Source organism: Candidatus Zymogenaceae bacterium, from assembly GCA_016931225.1.
GTDB lineage: Bacteria > Desulfobacterota > Zymogenia > Zymogenales > Zymogenaceae > JAFGFE01.
On sequence record JAFGFE010000026.1, the window covers coordinates 137,294 to 154,472 of the forward strand.

Genomic DNA, 17,179 nt, shown 5'->3' on the forward strand with positions numbered 1-17,179 from the left:
AGCATGCATGATATACTGGAGGCATGATGGTGTGACGACGCCCCCGGTTTTCTGTGTAATCCGGGCGGCGAGGCCGATGATCCCGGTATGAGGCGAAAGGCGAACATACAGGTGTGAAAACGGCCGCCGGTTCCATCCGGTCGTATTCCCGGCGGGAGGGTGAAGGGGTATTCGCCGCGTCGTGCCCCCTTGATGAAAAATACCCTATACCGAAGAAAAAAGCAATGGATTGCAAAAAGAAAAATATTCATGTACTTTCCCCGGAATCGGGAGACGATGTCGGCCCGTTCGATCTCGGAAAGAGTCGGGAGTCGTCATCGGTGATTGACAAGAGCGCTGGCAGGTGGTATGAACATATCCGAAAAACGTCGTCAATTATCTTGTTGGTACAACGATGAAACCGCCCAGAAAACTCAAGACCACACCGCTCGTTGTGGTGTTTTACAATCAGCCCATGTGGCAGGGGGATACCCGGGTGTTTTTCGACCGGGTGGACGACCTCCCGGCGGCCCTGGGGGAGTTTGAACCCTGGAGCATGACCATATACGCGGGCCCCGATTACCTCGTCAGCGAAGAAAGGGACGGGCCGGCGTACTGGCAGGCGAGATTCTTCCCCGATTACGGCTGCAAGTACCGGGGCATCCGGGTGCCGGATGAAAACGGCCGAGACATGATCTTCCCCCCCCTGGGCCCCGGCTTCTACCAGGACTGCATGTTTCCGGAAGGATTGAACTGGACCGACGAGGAGCATCGATTTTCGAAGATCAAATCCTTTCGCTTCGTCGAGCACCGGTTTTCCGTGTTCAATGAGTATCGACCGCCCCGATACCTGATATACGAGGGATAACTCCTATGGAACACCTGACCATTTCACTGTTTCTGACGGTGCGCTGTTCGTCCCGGTGCCGTCACTGCGGCGCGTGGGAGACCCAGGCCGCCCGGGGGGACATGACGAAAGAGGAGATCTCCCGACTTGTGGCGATGCTGAAGGCGGTCCCCGCCGTCACCGCCGTGGGGATGACCGGGGGTGAGGTGTTCGTGGTGCGGGACCTCCTCCATCATGCGGTATCGGAGCTCCGGGAGGCGCATCTCCCCTACACATTCACCACCAACGCGTACTGGGCGAAAGATTTTGAGATGGCGAAGGAGACGCTTTCTGACTTTATCGATACCATCGGCATCGGCTTTTCCACCGATTCCTTCCACCAGGAGTATATCCCCCTGATGCGGGTGGTCAACGCCGTTCGGGCGGCCGAAGAGCTTTCGATCCCTTATAACATCCGGGTGACGACGGCGGTCGGCGACGACAAGGAGAAGATACTCACAGATCTGATCGATGCGGGGATTCCGAACCCGGATGTGGTCGGATTCGCCCCGGTGATGTATCTCGGGCAGGCGAAGGACCGCATCTCTCCCGAGGAGTTCCCGGACGACAATCCGCTTCTCCCCTGCCTGTCGCTTCGGACCCCCTTCGTCTTTTCCGGGGGGGCGCTGTACGCCTGCTGCGGCGAGGCGGGCAATATCCCGGGAGAGCATCCGCTCTATCTGGGGAACGTTTTTACCGACGGGCTGCTCCCCCTCTTTGCAAAATACGACACCGACTCCCTTCTCCGGGCGGTGTACGACATCGGCCCCCGGGCGATGTGGGAGCTGTTGGGGGAGGAACCCACAGGCGAGCGGGAGCGGCTGCTGCTGCGATCGCCCTGCGGCACCTGTCGGCTCCTGTTTGAGGACGCCTCCCGAACAAAACGGGTGGAGCGGGTGGTGGAAAAAGCGGGTAACAAATGACGCCGACGGAAACAGCGGGAGAGGGATGATGGAATACAAGGAATTCAAGGCCGAGACGCTGGCGTTTCTGAGGGAGCTGTCTGACTTTCCCCGGGATCAGCGGGAGGAGGCGATAGCCAGGCTCTTGAGGGAATTTGAGGCGATCAGGCGGCAGCGGCGGGAGCGGCTGAAGGCGGTGGAGAAATAATCAGAGGTGTCGGAGCGGGGAGCGGGGCCTATTCACCCTGTTCCTCCCAGGGCGTCACGCCGGAGATCGGCCCCAGTGAAAAGAGCAGCTCCTCTATCGTCTCTCCCAGAATCGGGTGCACCGCCTCCGGGGCGATCTCGGAGAGGGGCACCAGCACGAAGGGACGCTCGTGCATCCTCGGATGGGGAATGGAAAGCCCCTCCTCGTCGATGATGAAATTCTCGAACAATACAATGTCGATGTCGATCTCCCTCGGCCCCCACCGGTAGGTGGGGGTCCTGCCGATGGTTTTCTCTATCTCCCATATCAATACGAGGAGCTCCCGGGGGGAAAGCTCTGTCTCCACCCCCGCCGCCGCGTTGAGAAACGGCGGCTGGTCCGTCTCCCCCACCGGCTCGGTCTCATAGAGAGACGAGCGGGAGACGACCGAAATTCCCTCCGCCGCATCCAGAAGCTCCATTGCCCCAAGAATCTGTTTTCTTCGATCCCCCAGGTTGGAGCCGAATCCGAGATATGCAATTCCCATGAACTTTTCTATATCACGGATGAAGCCTGCGGGCAAGCCCCCCCATTTTACTTGAGAAATGGGCCTGAATATGGTATGAATTTCTATCGAAGGGCCGTCGTGCCGGAGACATGCCGTCTTCCGGCGACGATACCGGAGCAAGCGATGACGAAGCGATCATCCACAACCCGCACCATTTCCGAAGACGACGTCAAGCGTCGCCTCGCCGCCCTCCCCTCCGTCGATGCGGCGCTCAACGAACCGGGCATCGCACGACTTCAGGACACCTACTCGAAAAAGCTTGTGACCGACGCCGTCCGGGACGTGATCGGATCGATGCGAAGCGGCATTATCGAGGGTCGGAGCGACGGAGACTCCGAAGAGTCGTTTCTGGCCCTCGTGAAGCGGTGTCTGACGGAAAAAACGGCGACCAGCCTTCGCCCGGTCATAAACGCCACCGGCACGGTCCTGCATACGAACCTGGGCCGGGCGCCCCTTTCCCGGCGGGCGCTGGAACACCTGGTTCAGGTGTCGGTGGGATATTCGAACCTGGAATTTAACCTGGAGACCGGGGAACGGGGCTCCCGCTACGATCACATCACGGAGCTTCTCTCCGAGATCACCGGCGCCGAAGGCGCCCTTATGGTCAACAACAATGCCGCTGCGGTGCTGCTGGTGCTGGACACCCTGGCCCGGGAGCGGGAGGTGGTGGTTTCCCGGGGGGAGCTGGTGGAGATCGGCGGCTCGTTTCGAATCCCTGACGTTCTCAGAAAAAGCGGCGCGGTGATGGTGGAGGTGGGCACCACCAACAGGACCCGCATTGCCGATTATGAGGAAGCCATAACAGACAGGACCGCCCTCTTTCTGAAGGTGCATACCTCCAACTACCGGATCGTCGGATTTTCCGAATCGGCCGCGGCATCGGAGCTTGTGGCCCTGGGAAGGCAACTGGATATCCCGGTGATGGAGGATTTGGGGAGCGGCTCCCTCGTGGATCTCTCCGCATACGGTCTGCCGCCGGAACCGACGGTGCAACAGACGCTCGCCGTCGGGGTGGACGTGGTGACCTTTTCCGGGGACAAGCTCCTGGGCGGCGGACAGGCCGGATTCATCGTCGGGAATAAGAGATTCATCGAAAGAATTCGGAATAATCCCCTCAACCGCGCCCTCAGGATCGACAAGTTTACCCTGGCCGCCGCGGAAATGACGCTGAGGGAGTATGCGGATCCGGTCCGGGCGGTGGAAGAGATACCGACCCTTCGCATGATCACCCGGTCCTTTGAGGAGACGAGACGAACAGCACGACGCATCACTCGACGGATCAACAAGACGCCGCACCCCGGTTTCGACGTGGTATCGGCCCAGGAGACGTCCCGGGTGGGGGGAGGGGCGTATCCCACCGCCGATCTGCCCGGCGGCGTGGTCCTCTTGATACCCCAGGACATCACACCCGCGCGGCTGGAAAAGAGGCTTCGCGCCCTCCCGGTGCCGATTATCGCCCGGATCTCCCAGGATCGGGTCGTCATCGATCCCCGAACGGTGGACGAACGGGAAATCCCGATCCTCACCGACGGGATACTGGCGGCGTTTCGCATAGAGGATACACCGGAATAGGCCTGCCCGTGGGAGCGGGGTGATTTTTTGATAGCTATCGGATAACGATATAACGCACTATCCCAACGAAAGGAGAAAGACGATGTCCGATGAGGTAAAAGTGGGAGAAATAGTCAAATTCTTTTCAAAACCCAGTGTTGCGGCGATCAAGGTAACGGACAACTCCTTTTCCGTCGGCGACGAGCTGCACTACAAGGGTGCGACCACCGATTTTTCGGAAGTGGTGGAGTCCATGGAGGTGGAAAAAGAAAAAATCACCGACGCCAAACCGGGTGACATGGTGGGCATCAAGGTTTCCGAACGGGTACGCCCGGGAGACGATGTCTTCAAGGTAACCGGATAGAAAACCGCATATGCGCATTCAGACCGAACACCTCTCCCATGTTTTTTTTCCGGACACGATGCTGGAAAAAAAGGCCCTGGATGATGTATCCCTGACCGTCGAGCCGGGGGATTTCTTGGCCCTGGTCGGACAGACCGGGTCGGGGAAAACCACGTTGGCGCTGCACCTGAACGGGCTTTTGATACCCACGTCCGGCGCGGTGCGGGTAGGGGATATCACGGTGACACCGGAGACGAAGAAGACCGGCGCCCTCACAGGGCGCGTCGGAATGGTCTTTCAATACCCGGAGCACCAGCTTTTCGAGGAGACGGTGTTCGATGAGATCGCCTTCGGTCTCAGACACAGAGGCGATACCATGTCCTCCGGGGGGAGGGCGATACGGAAAGAACAAACCTCTGAATCCATTGAGGCACAGGTACGCCGGGCGGCCGAGCAGGCCGGGCTGGATATCGAACTCTTCGGCCATCGTTCTCCCTTTTCCCTTTCCAGCGGAGAACAGCGGAAAACCGCCATCGCCTCGATCCTTGCGCTCAATCCCCCGGTGCTTATCTTCGACGAGCCGACCCAGGGCCTGGATATCCCCTCTCTGAAACGCGCCATCAATCACATCACCAGCCTCAATGAAAGCGGCAGGACGATCATCGTCATCACCCACGATATGGAGGAGATTCTGGAGGCGGCCTCCCGAGTGGCGGTCATGGAACGCGGGAAAATCATCCTCGACACGACGCCCCGGGAACTCTTTCAGGACCGGGATTGTCTTATGACCGTGCGCCCGTTTCTGCCCGACGTCACGGAGCTTCTGCTTCGTCTCAAAGAGCGGGGGTGGGACATCGACCCGGGAGAATACCGGGGCGACCAAGCCCTGGCCCGCGTTCTGCCGCATATAGAGATCCATGAGCCGACGGCGTGACGAACAGAGGCGCCCGGCGGCTTTTTATACGTTCTTATAAGGAAAACATATCATGAGATTATTACAGAGGACGGCGATCCTGGCCGTGCTGTGCACGGCGATCCTCCTTTTCTCATGCGGCGGTCGGGACCTAAATGCCCCCCCCGCACCGTCGGGAGAGAGCGGCGACGCAACCGGTTTTTTTACGGATGTATACGACGCCCTGGATACGCTGGCGGAGAAGACGGGTGATGTGAAGACCGAATGGAAGAAAAAGAGCGGCGTCAAGCGGTATGAGTGGCGGCTTTCCGAAGAAGCCGTCGATCGGTATTACCGCCCCCTGACGAAGACCGATTATTACTACTACGAGGACACGGACGAGAACGTCTCGTCCGCCGATCCCCTGATGCGGATTTTCCTCGATGAATGGGACGAGTATCGATCTTTGTCGAATACGATGGACGCAACAAAAGAGATAACGCCGGAGCTCTCCGATGATATCGAGGCCTTCACAATCTCTGCCGCGGCCCTTCTTGCCGAGACGCCGCCGATACACCGTGATATGGTGCGGCGCATCATCGGCCTTCGCTATCGCACCCTGCTTCTCCGGGCGGGGGTGAATCCCGACGAGAGGCCGTAGCGGAAAGGCCTGTGCCGTGCGTAATCACGGCGCGTGCCGTGCATACCGGAGTATCATTTCTGTGGGGATGTATCGCATGAAAACAAAAAAAATGAACATACGACCAAAGCTCTTCCCGACCGCCCTGGCGCTCTTCTGTCTGTTGTTTGTGTCCGCCGCCGGCATCGGTCAGACGACGAACGACCTGGGGCTTGCCGGTTTTGTGCCGGCGAACGCCGAGAGCGTCGTGGTGGTGAAAAACCTGGATGACGCATTGAGACCCTTCTTCAAAAGCGATTTCTATCGCCGGGCGAAGAAGCTCTCCCTCTTTTCGGGACCGATGAAGACCGACGTGTCCGTACCTCTGCTCTCGATGATCGGCGCGATACGCGACGGACTCGGCCCCCTGGCAAAGCCTGAACGGGCACTGTGGCTTCTGGGGGACGAGGCGGTGTTCTATACCGGGATTGTAAACGGCGACGAGGCGGCGGTGGGGGTGTGTACCGTCTCCGGCATGAGGGGGGGGCTGATTGAGCTGGCCCTGAAGCTTGTCGGAAACGCGGCAAAAACGGAAGTATCCGGCATCACCCCCTATGTCGTCACAACCGAAACCGTCACGATATACATTCAGCGGGTGGGAGACTACCTGATCGTGTCCGATTCTCCCTGGGCGTTGAGAAACCAGTGGGAGGCGCTCTCCGGGACCGGGGGCGAAACCCTGGCGGGGGATGCGGCCCTCACGGAGACGATAGCCGGGCTTCCCGACGGATGGGATATCCTGTATATCACGACCCTGTCTTCCGCCGTGTCCGGACGGGATGACATGACCGCCCGCCTCGCCCGGTTGGCGTCGCCCTGTGAACATATCACGGCGGCGGTTGAGATCACGAAGACCGGTCTCACCGTGACGGTACGGGGGCCGTATAAGGCGGAGAGGATGTTCCCCGGCATCAAAACGATCGTGCCGGCGGCGCCTGGCGGCATGGATTATTCTCTCTTCCCGGCGGATACGACGGCGCTGTGTGTGGTAAATAACCTCTCGCCCATTGAAATATATGATCATTTCTATCTCAACTGGTTTTCCGATGTGGGAGAACGGGCGAATTTCATCGCCGTGCTCAAGAAATGGGAGGCCGAAGCGGGCTTTTCGGTGAGAAACGGCATTATCGCCAAGCTCGCGTCTCCGTCATATCTTGCGTTCACCGGCATCGGCTACCAGGGGAGAGAGCCGTATCCGGACGTTGTGGTGTCGTGCGCCAGAGCCGATGTAAGCGGCGATGGCGAGGATCTCTTGGCCGAGCAGCTCAACGCGCTCTTTTCCTATAGCACGGGAAGGGGCATGCCCCTGGTCTCCCGATACGGCACATCCACCGTACATGTGGTCGGGGACTTCACCGAGGAGGAAATCGAGTGGACGGGGAACACCTACCTCCGCTATCATCCCGCGTCGCCCGGATTCGCCTTCAGAGACGACCGGGTCTCTTTCTTCCGGGATACCGGCGCCATCTTTTCCACAGAAGACATGGCGGTACTCTCATCCCTCGGGGATGAGGGGGCTTTTAGCGGTGAGTTCCTGGCGCATCGGCCCGCATTCAGCGCGGCGACGGCCGATCTTCCCCCGGAAGCCTATGACGTGTACCTGTACATCGACGGCGAAAACGCCGCAGTTGATATTGAGACATACCTGATAAATCTCTCCGAACATTACCGATATTTTCTCTATCGGGACGCCATGGAGACGACGGTGCCGCTGTTGGAGCTGGTGAAAGAGGGATGCGAGGCCTTCTACGGCGGGATCGTCCTCGAAGGGGACGGGGTACGGGGCGAATTCCGCCTGACGGTGTCGGACATATAGACACGGTGAAGACTTATGGAAGGCCCTACCTGACGATGGGAGAGAGAAACGAGGATGTGAAGAGGACGTCACGTTGGACGGCTGCACGTATTGCACTCTTTGGGGCGACGGCCCTGGCGGTGCTCTCGTGCGGCGGACCTCCGGAGGCGCTGGAGCTTGCGCCTTCCAAAACAAGGCTTGTTGCCAGCGGCATGGATATGACACGGGTGAATATAACCGCAACAACCGCATCGGGACGGGTGGCCCGGAGCTTTTCGGGGGTCGTGAGCCTTTCGCTTACAGGTGAGGGTGCCGAGCTGATGACAGAGAGAAAGCTCGTCCTCGATCGGGGCAGGGGTGAGGCCATGCTCATGAGCACGTTGACGCCGGGGGGCGTCGTTCTTTCCGCCGAGGCCGATGGAATAAAGGGGGATGAGGTGTCGTTCGTGATAGAGCCCGACTACCGGGATTCGGATAGTGACGGCTTTGCGGACGTGATGGAGCTTTTCGGCGACACGGATCGTCTCAATTTCCGCCGGTGGCTCTGCGCCGTGGCGGAGTCTCAGGTGTATGAGAAAAACCGCCGCTGGTCGGATATCACCACCGATTGCGCGGGCTTCGTGCGGTTCGCCTATATCGAGGCGCTGAAGGTCCACGATGAGGCCTTCTTTGCCGGGTACTCGGCCCTGGCAAGCCCCTCCAGCCCGGATGTGAAGAAGTACAACTATCCGGACGTGCCGCTCGTGGGGACGGCGGTCTTTCGCACGGAAGACGGTGCGTTTTCGCCGTCGGACATCGAAGAGAATGCCGGGGTCTTTTCGAAATCTGCCACCGCCGGGGTGCTGCTCGAACACAATGTGACGTACCTGGGAAAGAGCGACGCCGCTGTTTTGCCCGGGGATATGCTCTTTTTCTTCAACCCGGACAACCCCCGCATGCCCTATCACGCCATGATTTATTTGGGCGAGTGGGGGGCCGAGGCCGACGAGGAGACCGGTGAATTCACCGGAGAGCAGGACTGGGTGGTCTATCACACAGGCCCCCGGGAGAGCGACGAGGGAGAGGTCAGGAAGGTGCGCCTCAAAACCCTATTGGAGCACCCGGATCCGCGCTGGCGGCCGGTGAATGAAAACGATCACTTCCTCGGCTACTATCGGTTCAGAATTTTGGATTGAGAGATCGGTCGGTCGGACGGTTTCGTCGGGGATTTCAGGAAAACGACGATCGCGTGAAGAATGGTTTGAAAATAACATATATTCCGTTCCCCTCCCAGGGAGGAGTTGTCATGAAAAGATACATCGTGTTTTTGGTCCTTGCCGTATTGCTCGTGCCGCTGTGCCTGTGCGCAAAGGCTGCGGCCGCGGATTTTGAGCTTTCCACCAGCTCCATCTTCGCCCCCGGCGAAGAGGTTACCTTCATGGCGGACACCATGGACGTCCCGTCGTTGGAATTTCGCCTCTATCGCATCGACGATCCGAAGGCGTATTTCTTGGACCTGTCCGACCCCCACTACCCCACCATGAAGACAGAGCGGGATACCTCCGGTGTCGCCGAGATGGCGGGCGGGGTCAAGCGAAAGGCGATTAGGCTGTTTCGGAGCGATTATCGATCGATCTTGACCGGTGATTTCCGAAAGGAGGCAATCGTCGCCCTGGGGCTTCCCCATTCGTCGGAGCCGGAATCACCCGCGCCGGATTCCTACGACCTCTTCCCGGTCCTCGAGGGCTACACCCTCATCGATGAGTGGAAGGAGGACCTCTCCTATACCAAGAAGAACCGATGGGAGTATCACGACATCCCCCTGGACATCGAAGAGGAAGGCGTCTACCTGGTGGAAGGGATCTATCAGGACATGGTGGCCTACACCGTGGTGATCGTCTCGTCCCTCGGGTTTGTGACCAAGAACTCGACCGAGGACAACCTCATCTTTGTTGCGGACCGGATCACCGGAGAGCCTGTCGGCGGCGTGGAAGTGTCGGTATACGGGTATGAAGAAAAGACGCCGATTACGTCGGGAAGGACCGATTCAGACGGCATCTTTTACGGCGTCGGAGACTCGGTAGGGAACGACATGCTCCTGATCTTCGTCCAAAAGGGCGACAGCTTCTCCCTGGCCGATCCCTACACCTGGTGGTGGTGGGGCGATTCCGCCGACCGGGTGTACACCTACACCGATCGGCCGGTGTACCGACCGGGGCACACGGTTTACTTTCGCTCCATCGTCAGAAAAAGCGAAGGGGACGACCTGGTGGCGCCGGGTCGGGACGAGACCTGCATGGTAACGATCACCGACTCCAAGGGAAATGAAATATACAAGGAAACCCTCACGCCCAATGAATTCGGCAGCATCTCGGGCGAGATGAACCTCGCCTCCGAGCCGCCCCTGGGGGACTATTGCATCGTCGTCGATTATAACGACACCAACCACTACTCGTATTTCTCAGTGGAGGAATATAAGAAGCCGGAATTCGAGGTGACGGTGAGCGCCGACAAGGAATTCTACATCCGGGGCGAGACCATCGAGACGAACATCGAGGCGAAATACTATTTCGGCAGCCCCGTGGCCGAGGGGGAGGTCGAATACGTCGTGTACCGGTCCGTGTACGAGCGGCCCTGGTGGTGGGGCTATGACTGGGGCTGGTACTTCATGGATGACGACTACTACTGGACCCACGAGCCGATGATCGTGGACGACGGCACGCTGCTTCTGGACGAAAACGGGAAGGCGTCCCTTTCGGTCGACACGTCCCGCTACATCGACGACCCGGACGAGGATTACACCTTCTCTGTGGAGGCGCGGGTGACCGATCTCTCCCGCCGGGAGGTGTCGGCCAGCACCGCGGTGCGGGTGGCCCGCTCCTCCTTCAGCCTGACCGCCGTTGCCGATCGGTGGGTCTATAAACCGGGTGATATCGCGCGCATCACGGTGACGGTGCAGGATTTCGACAACAAGGGAGTGGGGGACGTGAAGGTCTCCCTGACGGTGACCGAGAAAAAATCGCACATCGGCGTCGTGACCCACAGCGAGGTCCTCAGTGGCGTCTCCGAGCCGGACGGGGAGGTGGTGTTCGAGTACACCGTCAAGGACACGGGAAACCTGACCTTCAACGCCCAGGCCTTCGACACCCTGGGCAACGGGACCACCGCCAAGGAAACCGCTTACTCCTATCATCACACCTGGGACTACTATGATGAGGGCGGATACGGGGAGATCTCCATCATCCCGGACAAGGATACCTATGAAGTGGGCGACACCGCCCATATCCTGATTATCGCTCCGGTGGACGAGGCGTATCTTTTGGTCACCACCGAGAGTCGGACCATCCACGACGCCTCAGTGCTCAAGGTGGAGGGGGGCTCCGCCATGTATGATTTCGTCATCGAGGATCGGCACACGCCCAACATCTTCGTGACCGCGGCGGCCATATTCAACGACGAGCTCTACACCGAAGAGAATAGGGTGGTCATACCGCCGGAGCACAAGTTCATTAACGTGGAGATTTTTTCCGACAAGGAGTTCTACGAGCCGAGGGAGACGGGGACCTTCACCATCAAGACCACCGATTCCGACGGCAAACCGGTATCGACGGAGATCTCATTGGGCATCGTCGATGCGGCGATCTACGCCATCAAGCCCGAGCAGGTGGAGACCATCGAGAAATATTTCTACGCCCTCAGGCCCCATCTCGTGGAGACCAGCTCGTCGCTCTATTTCAGCTTCTACGGATACGCCCACAGGAAGAACCTGCTGGCGGCCCTGGAGAGCAAGGAGACGACGCTGGCGGACTTCAAGGGAGAATCATTAGTGGAGCCGGAGATACGGCGGGACTTCAAGGATACCATGTTCTGGACGCCTGCGGTCGTCACCGGATCGGACGGCACCGCAACGGTGGAGGTCACGTTTCCCGACAACCTCACCCGCTGGCGCGCCACGGTCAGGGGCATCACCGAAAAAGCCGAGGTGGGCGAGTCGCTTTACCGGGTTATCAGCAGGAAGGATGTGATCGTGCGCATCGAGGCGCCCCGCTTTTTCCGCAAGGGGGACGATCTCGTGATCTCCACCATCGCCCATAATTACCTGGACGTGGAAAAGAGTATACGGATGACCTTCGAAGCGGAGGGGCTGACCCTGTACAACGCCGAGCCGGTGGACGTGACGGTGCCGAAAAACGGCGAGACGCGCATAGACTGGAAGGTGAAGGCGGACGATGTGGGTGATGCGATATTGACCGCGAAGGCGATGACCGACGAGGTGTCGGACGGCATGGAGCTGACCATCCCGATCCTGCCCACAGGAGTCCGGGAGGTCAGAAACGAGATGGGCGAGATCGTCGATGAGTCGGGCAGTCTTTCCATGACCGTGGAAAAGCCCGCAAACAGCATCAAAAACGCGGCGGAGCTCTCCATCAGCGTATCTCCCACCCTCATACACACGGCGCTCTCGGCCATTCCGTACCTGGTGGGCTATCCGTACGGCTGCAACGAGCAGGTGATGTCGCGGTTCCTGCCGTCGGTCATGGTCAGCTCCGTGTTAAGCGAACTGGGTCTTTCCTATCCAGAGATAGATGATGAGCTGCCCAACTACATCAACGACGGCCTGATGGTGCTCTACAAGCGCCAGCACTACGACGACGGGTGGGGCTGGTACGAGAACGACGATACCACCCCCCGTATGACCGCGTACGTCCTGTATGGACTCATCGAGGCGGCGCGGATCCTGCCCGAGACGGACCTGGGCATCTCCGTCGACGAGAATGTGATCAAGCGGGGGACGGCGTCCTTGATCTCCCAGCTTGACGAGATCGACTCCGACCTGGAAAAGGTCTACGCGCTGTACGTGCTCTCCTCTGTCAACGCGGTCAAGCCGGAATGGCTCGACGAGATGTTTGAAAAACGGGATAAGCTGACTCCCATCGGCAAGGCGATGCTGCTTATTGCGTATGAAAACGTCGGCATCGAGGCAAAGGCGGCGGAGCTCTACGAGATGCTGCTTAACGATCGCATCGAGGAGGACGGCTACGTCTACTGGGAATGCAAAGACGGGAGGTTCGCCTCGTGGGAGTGGGAGGCGAACGAGATGGAGGCCACTGCGTACGTGGTGAGCGTGATGGCTCGTCGGGATATCGACAATCCCCTGATCGCCTCGGCGCTCAGGTGGCTCATCGCCCACCGCACCGGCGCCTACTGGCGCTCCACCAAGTCGTCGGCCGTTGTCATTTACGCCATGACCGACTATCTCTCCCGCACGGGCGAGCTGAAGCCGGATTACGACATAACGTTGGATCTCAACGGCGAGACGCTGCTGTCGCTCCATGTGACGGAAGACAACATGCTCGAGGAGCTTGAGACGATCGTCATCCCGGACGGGAGTCTCAAGACCGGCGACAACATCCTGACACTCACGAAGGAGGGTCCCGGCAGCGTGTATCTGGCGTCGTCCTTCACCTATTTCGTCGACGAGCCGGATGTTCAGCCGTTGGACGAGGGCTTCGGCATCGATCGGCGGTATTATCTCCTGGAGCGGAAAAAACAGGGGCGGGAGATCGTCTATGTGAAAAAACCGCTGGACGGACCGGTCAACAGCGGGGATGAAATCCTGGTGGAGCTGGACGTGGATACGGACTCGTCCTGCGAGTATTTCCTCCTGGAGGACTTTTTCCCCGCCGGGTGCGAGGTCATCGTCGATGACGAGAACTACATCATCGAGGGGGACGACTACTACGACGGTGAAAATTGGTACTGGTACTGGTACGCGGGGAGGGAATTTCGGGACGATCGGGCGGGCATGTCGCTTTCCTATATGTACAGCGACGGGTACACCTTCAAGTACATCATGCGGGCCGAGATTCCGGGTCGCTATTCGGTCATGCCCGCCGAGGCGTATTTGATGTACTACCCAAACAAGTACGGGCGCACCGCCAGCGACGACTTCATCATCAATGATGTCGAGTAGCGATTTCTCATGATACGTCCAAAGAATCCGCGCACAGGGGTCATCGATCCCTGTGCGCGGGTGTTTGTATTCATTGTGTTATCTATTTGTCTGTCCGTCTGTGTGCAGGCGTGCGCCGGGGGATCTTCGGCCGCCGTCGATGCGTCGCTCTCGAAGGCGGCCCGCGAGGCCCTTTCCGGCATCGACGGCGTGGCGGTGGTGATGGATCTCGACACGGGGAGGATACGTGCGCTGGAGGGGGGCGCCGCGGATCGAAACGAGCGGCTTTCGGCCATGGACCTGGCGGCGAGGCGGGCGTTTCCCCCGGGCTCTCTGGTGAAGCTGGTGACGGCGTGGAAGGCCCTGGAAAACGGAGATATGACAGGCGACGAGACGTTCTTCTGTGACGGGAAAATCGATGAGTCCGGGTTGGATGTCTCCTGCTGGGATCCGAGGGGCCACGGGAACCTGGACCTGGTTCGGGCCGTCGCCGTGTCGTGCAACCTCTATTTTGCCCATATGGGAGAAGCCTTGGGGGCGAACGCGACCTATGAGGGACTCCTGGAGCTGGGTTTTTCCGAGGAAACGGGAGTGCCTGTGGGCGGCGAGGTTCCGGGACGCGTGGAAGCGCCGCCGGATGGATGTGACGCCGCGTATGCGGTGGGCGACGGTCCCTGGGTGACTGCAACGCCGCTCCAGGTGCTCACCGGGATCGCGGCCCTGGTGAACGGCGGCGTCCTTTTGACGCCGTATGAGGCCGACCCCGACGACTCAGACGAGTTCATGCCGCCCCGGGGGCGGGTGGAGGTATCTGTCTCCCGGGATATCCTTCGGGAGGGAATGCGGGAGGCGGTGAAAAACGGCACCGCCGTGAAGGCGGCGACAGACGGCATGGAGATTCTGGGGAAGACCGGCACCGGGGGATTTCTGGACGGATCGGGACTGACCCACGGCTGGTTCGTGGGATTCGCCCCGGCGGATCGGCCCGAGATCGGCGTGGTGGTGTTTGTGTATAGGGGATACGGCGGGGACGACGCGGCGCCGGTGGCGCGCGATATTTTTTCCGCGTATAAACGGGAGAAAGGCGGCAGATGAATCGCGCATTCCGGGTGCTTTTGTGTATTCTTGCGGCGCTCGGCGTCATTGGTTTTTCCGATGTCTCTCTTTTTGAGACCGCCCACTTCACCGTCTTCTGGTCGGGAGAAATGGATAAAGACGGGATGGAGCGGCTGACCACGCTGATGGAGGACGCGTACCGGGAGTACCTCCCCCTCTTCCAGGAGGACCCCGCCGCCCGCCGACCCATTGATGTGGTTGTGTTCGCCTCCACCGGGGATTTCTGCCATCATACCGGACTTCCCTGGTGGTCGGCGTCGGCGATGATAGACGGGGCCGTCTATCTGCAGCCGTTGTCGGTCCTTGCAAAGAGAAACATCCTGAATCGGGTCGCCGCACATGAGACGGCCCTGGTGTTCATCCATGAGCGCTATGGGGGCTCCGCGCCCCCGTGGTATGCCGAGGGGCTGGCGATGTACCTTGCCGGGGAGGGTGAGACGGCGACGGACGGTCTTTCGGGCGAGCGCCCCGAAATTTCGGATGTATCCGATATCAACGAACTCCTCGCGGAACGGGACGACCGGGAGAGAAACGCCTGGGGATATGTCCTGGCGTATGAGGAGGTGGCGGATTTGATCGACGAGTACGGACTCCCGACCGTCGCCGGAGAGGGTGAGCGGTTTTTTAATAGTGGTCTGGATTGACGGGATTATACTGATTGTACGACTTTTTCTTGACACGCACGAAGGTCGATACATATAATTGAGCGTCCGCGGAGATGATGCTATCTACAGAATGCCGTGGACTGATCGTGGAGGATTATATGAAAAAAAACGCATTGATCATTCTTTCGAGTATCTGCATTCTGGCCCTTTGTCTTTCGGGGTGCCAGAAGATAGATGAAATGCTCAGCGGCGCCATGGAGGAGGGAGAGGCCCCGTCCATCTCGATTCCGGGGGTGTCCGCCCCGGAGGAAGAGGGTGCACCGGAAGAGCCTCCGGTTTCGATGATTCCCGGCTATGCGTCTCCTTACGCATACGGGAGTCCCGAAGAGCTGACATGCTGCGTCATCACCAATTTCAAGGCGGGTATTATCACCGAGAGCAATTTCGGCGGTGTTGATGTCCTGGAAACCGGCACCGTTCCCTATGTGCCCGGCACCACGTTTGGCGTGTACTTCGAGTACGAGAGCGCAAGCGGCGCCCCGATCCAGTATTTCGAGGAGGAATTCTTCCCCTCGCCGCCGCACGACTGGGAGATGTGGGAGGGCTCCACCGGAAGCTACCAGACATATCCGGAAGAAGACCCGGCGAGGGCGGTGTATACCGAGATTCTCTCGCCCGATTCAAACATGTTCATCAGCACCTGGGGTCTCAATCAGGCAGGGGATCCCCTGGGGGAGTGGACATGGGATATTTATTTTGACGGAGAGTATTACACCACGGTGGTGTTCACCATCATTCCCGGCCGTCCGTAGGGAAATCGCCCTCTTTCACCGCGCGGTTGAAGAAAGCGGCGGGTTTTTTGAAAAACCCGCCGCTTTGTTGTGTGTTCTCCGGTAAGGTGCGTGCCGACTCACGATAACCGGGTGTCTGGTTACGAGCAGCTGCCGCCCTTGCCTCCCAGGTCCCGCAGTTGATCTAAGAGCGCGTCGAAATCGAACATGACGGTGGTCAGGGCCTTCAGGGCGTCCTTCGGCGCCGGGGCCGGATCGGTGGCGGGATTGCCGGGGGTGACTTCCGAGTATTTCCTGTTCCCGATCTTCACCTCGGGGCCGATGGGCTCACCGTTTTCATTGATGGAAACGTATGTGACCGGTCCCCACCGGGTGACGACCGTTGTCTTCGAAAGCGTGGGCCACGAACCGCCGGTTTCGTCCGTGCCCTGGGGCGCGGGATCCGACTCCATCGCGGCAAGCGCCTCGACACTGAACTCGGTGCCCCGCACGCCGGCGAAGGAGATCTCCGTTCGTACTTCAAAGAGGGAATCTCCCCTCAGCTCCTTGACCCGGGCGTAAACCTTGCCGAGTATCAGGGTGATGATTGTGGTCGTGCTCTCCCGAAACGTCCCGTCTTCTTTCTCTTCACGGGTGACCGTTAAGTCGGACAATTCCACCTCCGTCGCAGGGCCTAGGCGGATCATATCCCCCTCAAGGGAAAGGGTGATTGTGCCATCGGCGCCCGTCTTGATTCGATCTCCACGGCCCGGTGTGTTTCCTACCTCCAGGATATTCCACTCTCCGGTTGCCGCGTCGAGGACAAACGCCTCGTCATAGATATCGATCACTTCACAGGTAAGAATATCCTGGGCGAGGACCGGGATGGAAATCGACACACACAACATGAGGGCCAGCAAGAGGGTGATTCGCCCCGTTTTTTCATATGATCTCATACACAGACCTCCATTTAT

At 59.3% G+C, this 17,179-nt stretch carries 15 protein-coding genes; 13 read left to right on the forward strand and 2 right to left on the reverse strand.

What is annotated here, in order from left to right:
* The first annotated feature begins 394 nt into the window (after positions 1-394).
* The 3 genes from JW885_11255 to JW885_11265 are packed head-to-tail and all read left to right on the forward strand — an operon-like array spanning position 395 to position 1,975.
* On the forward strand, positions 395-847 hold the full coding sequence (locus tag JW885_11255) for a hypothetical protein (GenBank protein MBN1882742.1): 453 nt from the start codon (positions 395-397) through the stop codon (positions 845-847).
* A 5-nt stretch (positions 848-852) separates the two neighbouring features.
* The gene (locus JW885_11260; protein ID MBN1882743.1) at positions 853-1,788 is read left to right on the forward strand and encodes a radical SAM protein; all 936 of its coding nucleotides are present in this window, start codon (positions 853-855) and stop codon (positions 1,786-1,788) included.
* A gap of 28 nt (positions 1,789-1,816) precedes the next feature.
* Positions 1,817-1,975, forward strand: a complete 159-nt coding sequence (locus tag JW885_11265; protein MBN1882744.1) for a hypothetical protein — start codon at positions 1,817-1,819, stop codon at positions 1,973-1,975.
* 28 nt (positions 1,976-2,003) lie between these two features.
* On the opposite strand, the gene folK is transcribed toward JW885_11265, so the two are convergent.
* Positions 2,004-2,501, reverse strand: coding sequence for a 2-amino-4-hydroxy-6-hydroxymethyldihydropteridine diphosphokinase (gene folK / locus JW885_11270; protein ID MBN1882745.1), 498 nt, complete (start codon positions 2,499-2,501; stop codon positions 2,004-2,006).
* Positions 2,502-2,675: 174 nt separating this feature from the next.
* On the opposite strand from folK, the gene JW885_11275 reads away from it, so the two are divergent.
* The 10 genes from JW885_11275 (at position 2,676) to JW885_11320 (ending at position 16,247) form a co-directional block, all read left to right on the forward strand.
* Entirely contained in the window at positions 2,676-4,094 is a 1,419-nt protein-coding gene (locus JW885_11275) for an L-seryl-tRNA(Sec) selenium transferase (GenBank protein ID MBN1882746.1), read from the forward strand.
* 82 nt (positions 4,095-4,176) lie between these two features.
* Entirely contained in the window at positions 4,177-4,437 is a 261-nt protein-coding gene (locus JW885_11280; GenBank protein MBN1882747.1) for a translation elongation factor-like protein, read from the forward strand.
* Between the two features lie 10 nt (positions 4,438-4,447).
* Positions 4,448-5,350, forward strand: coding sequence for an energy-coupling factor transporter ATPase (locus tag JW885_11285; GenBank protein MBN1882748.1), 903 nt, complete (start codon positions 4,448-4,450; stop codon positions 5,348-5,350).
* Between the two features lie 52 nt (positions 5,351-5,402).
* Positions 5,403-5,969 carry a hypothetical protein gene (locus JW885_11290; protein MBN1882749.1) on the forward strand — a complete coding sequence of 189 codons (567 nt, stop codon included), beginning with the start codon at positions 5,403-5,405 and terminating at the stop codon, positions 5,967-5,969.
* A 76-nt stretch (positions 5,970-6,045) separates the two neighbouring features.
* Entirely contained in the window at positions 6,046-7,803 is a 1,758-nt protein-coding gene (locus JW885_11295; GenBank protein MBN1882750.1) for a hypothetical protein, read from the forward strand.
* A 5-nt stretch (positions 7,804-7,808) separates the two neighbouring features.
* A complete protein-coding gene (locus tag JW885_11300; protein ID MBN1882751.1) occupies positions 7,809-8,957 on the forward strand; it encodes a DUF1175 family protein in 1,149 nt (382 codons plus the stop codon).
* 110 nt (positions 8,958-9,067) lie between these two features.
* Complete coding sequence (locus JW885_11305) at positions 9,068-13,735, forward strand: hypothetical protein (protein MBN1882752.1); 4,668 nt, start codon at positions 9,068-9,070, stop codon at positions 13,733-13,735.
* A 9-nt stretch (positions 13,736-13,744) separates the two neighbouring features.
* Positions 13,745-14,809: a hypothetical protein gene (locus JW885_11310; GenBank protein MBN1882753.1), complete on the forward strand. Its 1,065-nt coding sequence runs from the start codon at positions 13,745-13,747 to the stop codon at positions 14,807-14,809.
* Positions 14,806-15,474: a hypothetical protein gene (locus JW885_11315; GenBank protein MBN1882754.1), complete on the forward strand. Its 669-nt coding sequence runs from the start codon at positions 14,806-14,808 to the stop codon at positions 15,472-15,474. Before JW885_11310 ends, JW885_11315 begins: the two co-directional genes overlap by 4 nt.
* 119 nt (positions 15,475-15,593) lie before the next feature.
* Entirely contained in the window at positions 15,594-16,247 is a 654-nt protein-coding gene (locus JW885_11320) for a hypothetical protein (protein ID MBN1882755.1), read from the forward strand.
* Positions 16,248-16,366: 119 nt separating this feature from the next.
* On the opposite strand, the gene JW885_11325 is transcribed toward JW885_11320, so the two are convergent.
* Complete coding sequence (locus JW885_11325; GenBank protein ID MBN1882756.1) at positions 16,367-17,161, reverse strand: FecR domain-containing protein; 795 nt, start codon at positions 17,159-17,161, stop codon at positions 16,367-16,369.
* Between the last annotated feature and the right edge of the window lie 18 nt (positions 17,162-17,179).

Excerpts from the sequence above, each read along its gene's own strand:
- JW885_11305 (MBN1882752.1), top strand. The coding sequence starts at position 9,068 with ATGAAAAGATACATCGTGTTTTTGGTCCTTGCCGTATTGCTCGTGCCG.
- JW885_11285 (MBN1882748.1), top strand. The coding sequence starts at position 4,448 with ATGCGCATTCAGACCGAACACCTCTCCCATGTTTTTTTTCCGGACACG.
- JW885_11295 (MBN1882750.1), top strand. The coding sequence starts at position 6,046 with ATGAAAACAAAAAAAATGAACATACGACCAAAGCTCTTCCCGACCGCC.
- JW885_11320 (MBN1882755.1), top strand. The coding sequence starts at position 15,594 with ATGAAAAAAAACGCATTGATCATTCTTTCGAGTATCTGCATTCTGGCC.
- JW885_11255 (MBN1882742.1), top strand. The coding sequence starts at position 395 with ATGAAACCGCCCAGAAAACTCAAGACCACACCGCTCGTTGTGGTGTTT.
- JW885_11315 (MBN1882754.1), top strand. The coding sequence starts at position 14,806 with ATGAATCGCGCATTCCGGGTGCTTTTGTGTATTCTTGCGGCGCTCGGC.
- JW885_11325 (MBN1882756.1), bottom strand. The coding sequence starts at position 17,161 with ATGAGATCATATGAAAAAACGGGGCGAATCACCCTCTTGCTGGCCCTC.
- JW885_11310 (MBN1882753.1), top strand. The coding sequence starts at position 13,745 with ATGATACGTCCAAAGAATCCGCGCACAGGGGTCATCGATCCCTGTGCG.
- JW885_11265 (MBN1882744.1), top strand. The coding sequence starts at position 1,817 with ATGGAATACAAGGAATTCAAGGCCGAGACGCTGGCGTTTCTGAGGGAG.
- JW885_11260 (MBN1882743.1), top strand. The coding sequence starts at position 853 with ATGGAACACCTGACCATTTCACTGTTTCTGACGGTGCGCTGTTCGTCC.
- JW885_11280 (MBN1882747.1), top strand. The coding sequence starts at position 4,177 with ATGTCCGATGAGGTAAAAGTGGGAGAAATAGTCAAATTCTTTTCAAAA.
- JW885_11290 (MBN1882749.1), top strand. The coding sequence starts at position 5,403 with ATGAGATTATTACAGAGGACGGCGATCCTGGCCGTGCTGTGCACGGCG.
- folK (MBN1882745.1), bottom strand. The coding sequence starts at position 2,501 with ATGGGAATTGCATATCTCGGATTCGGCTCCAACCTGGGGGATCGAAGA.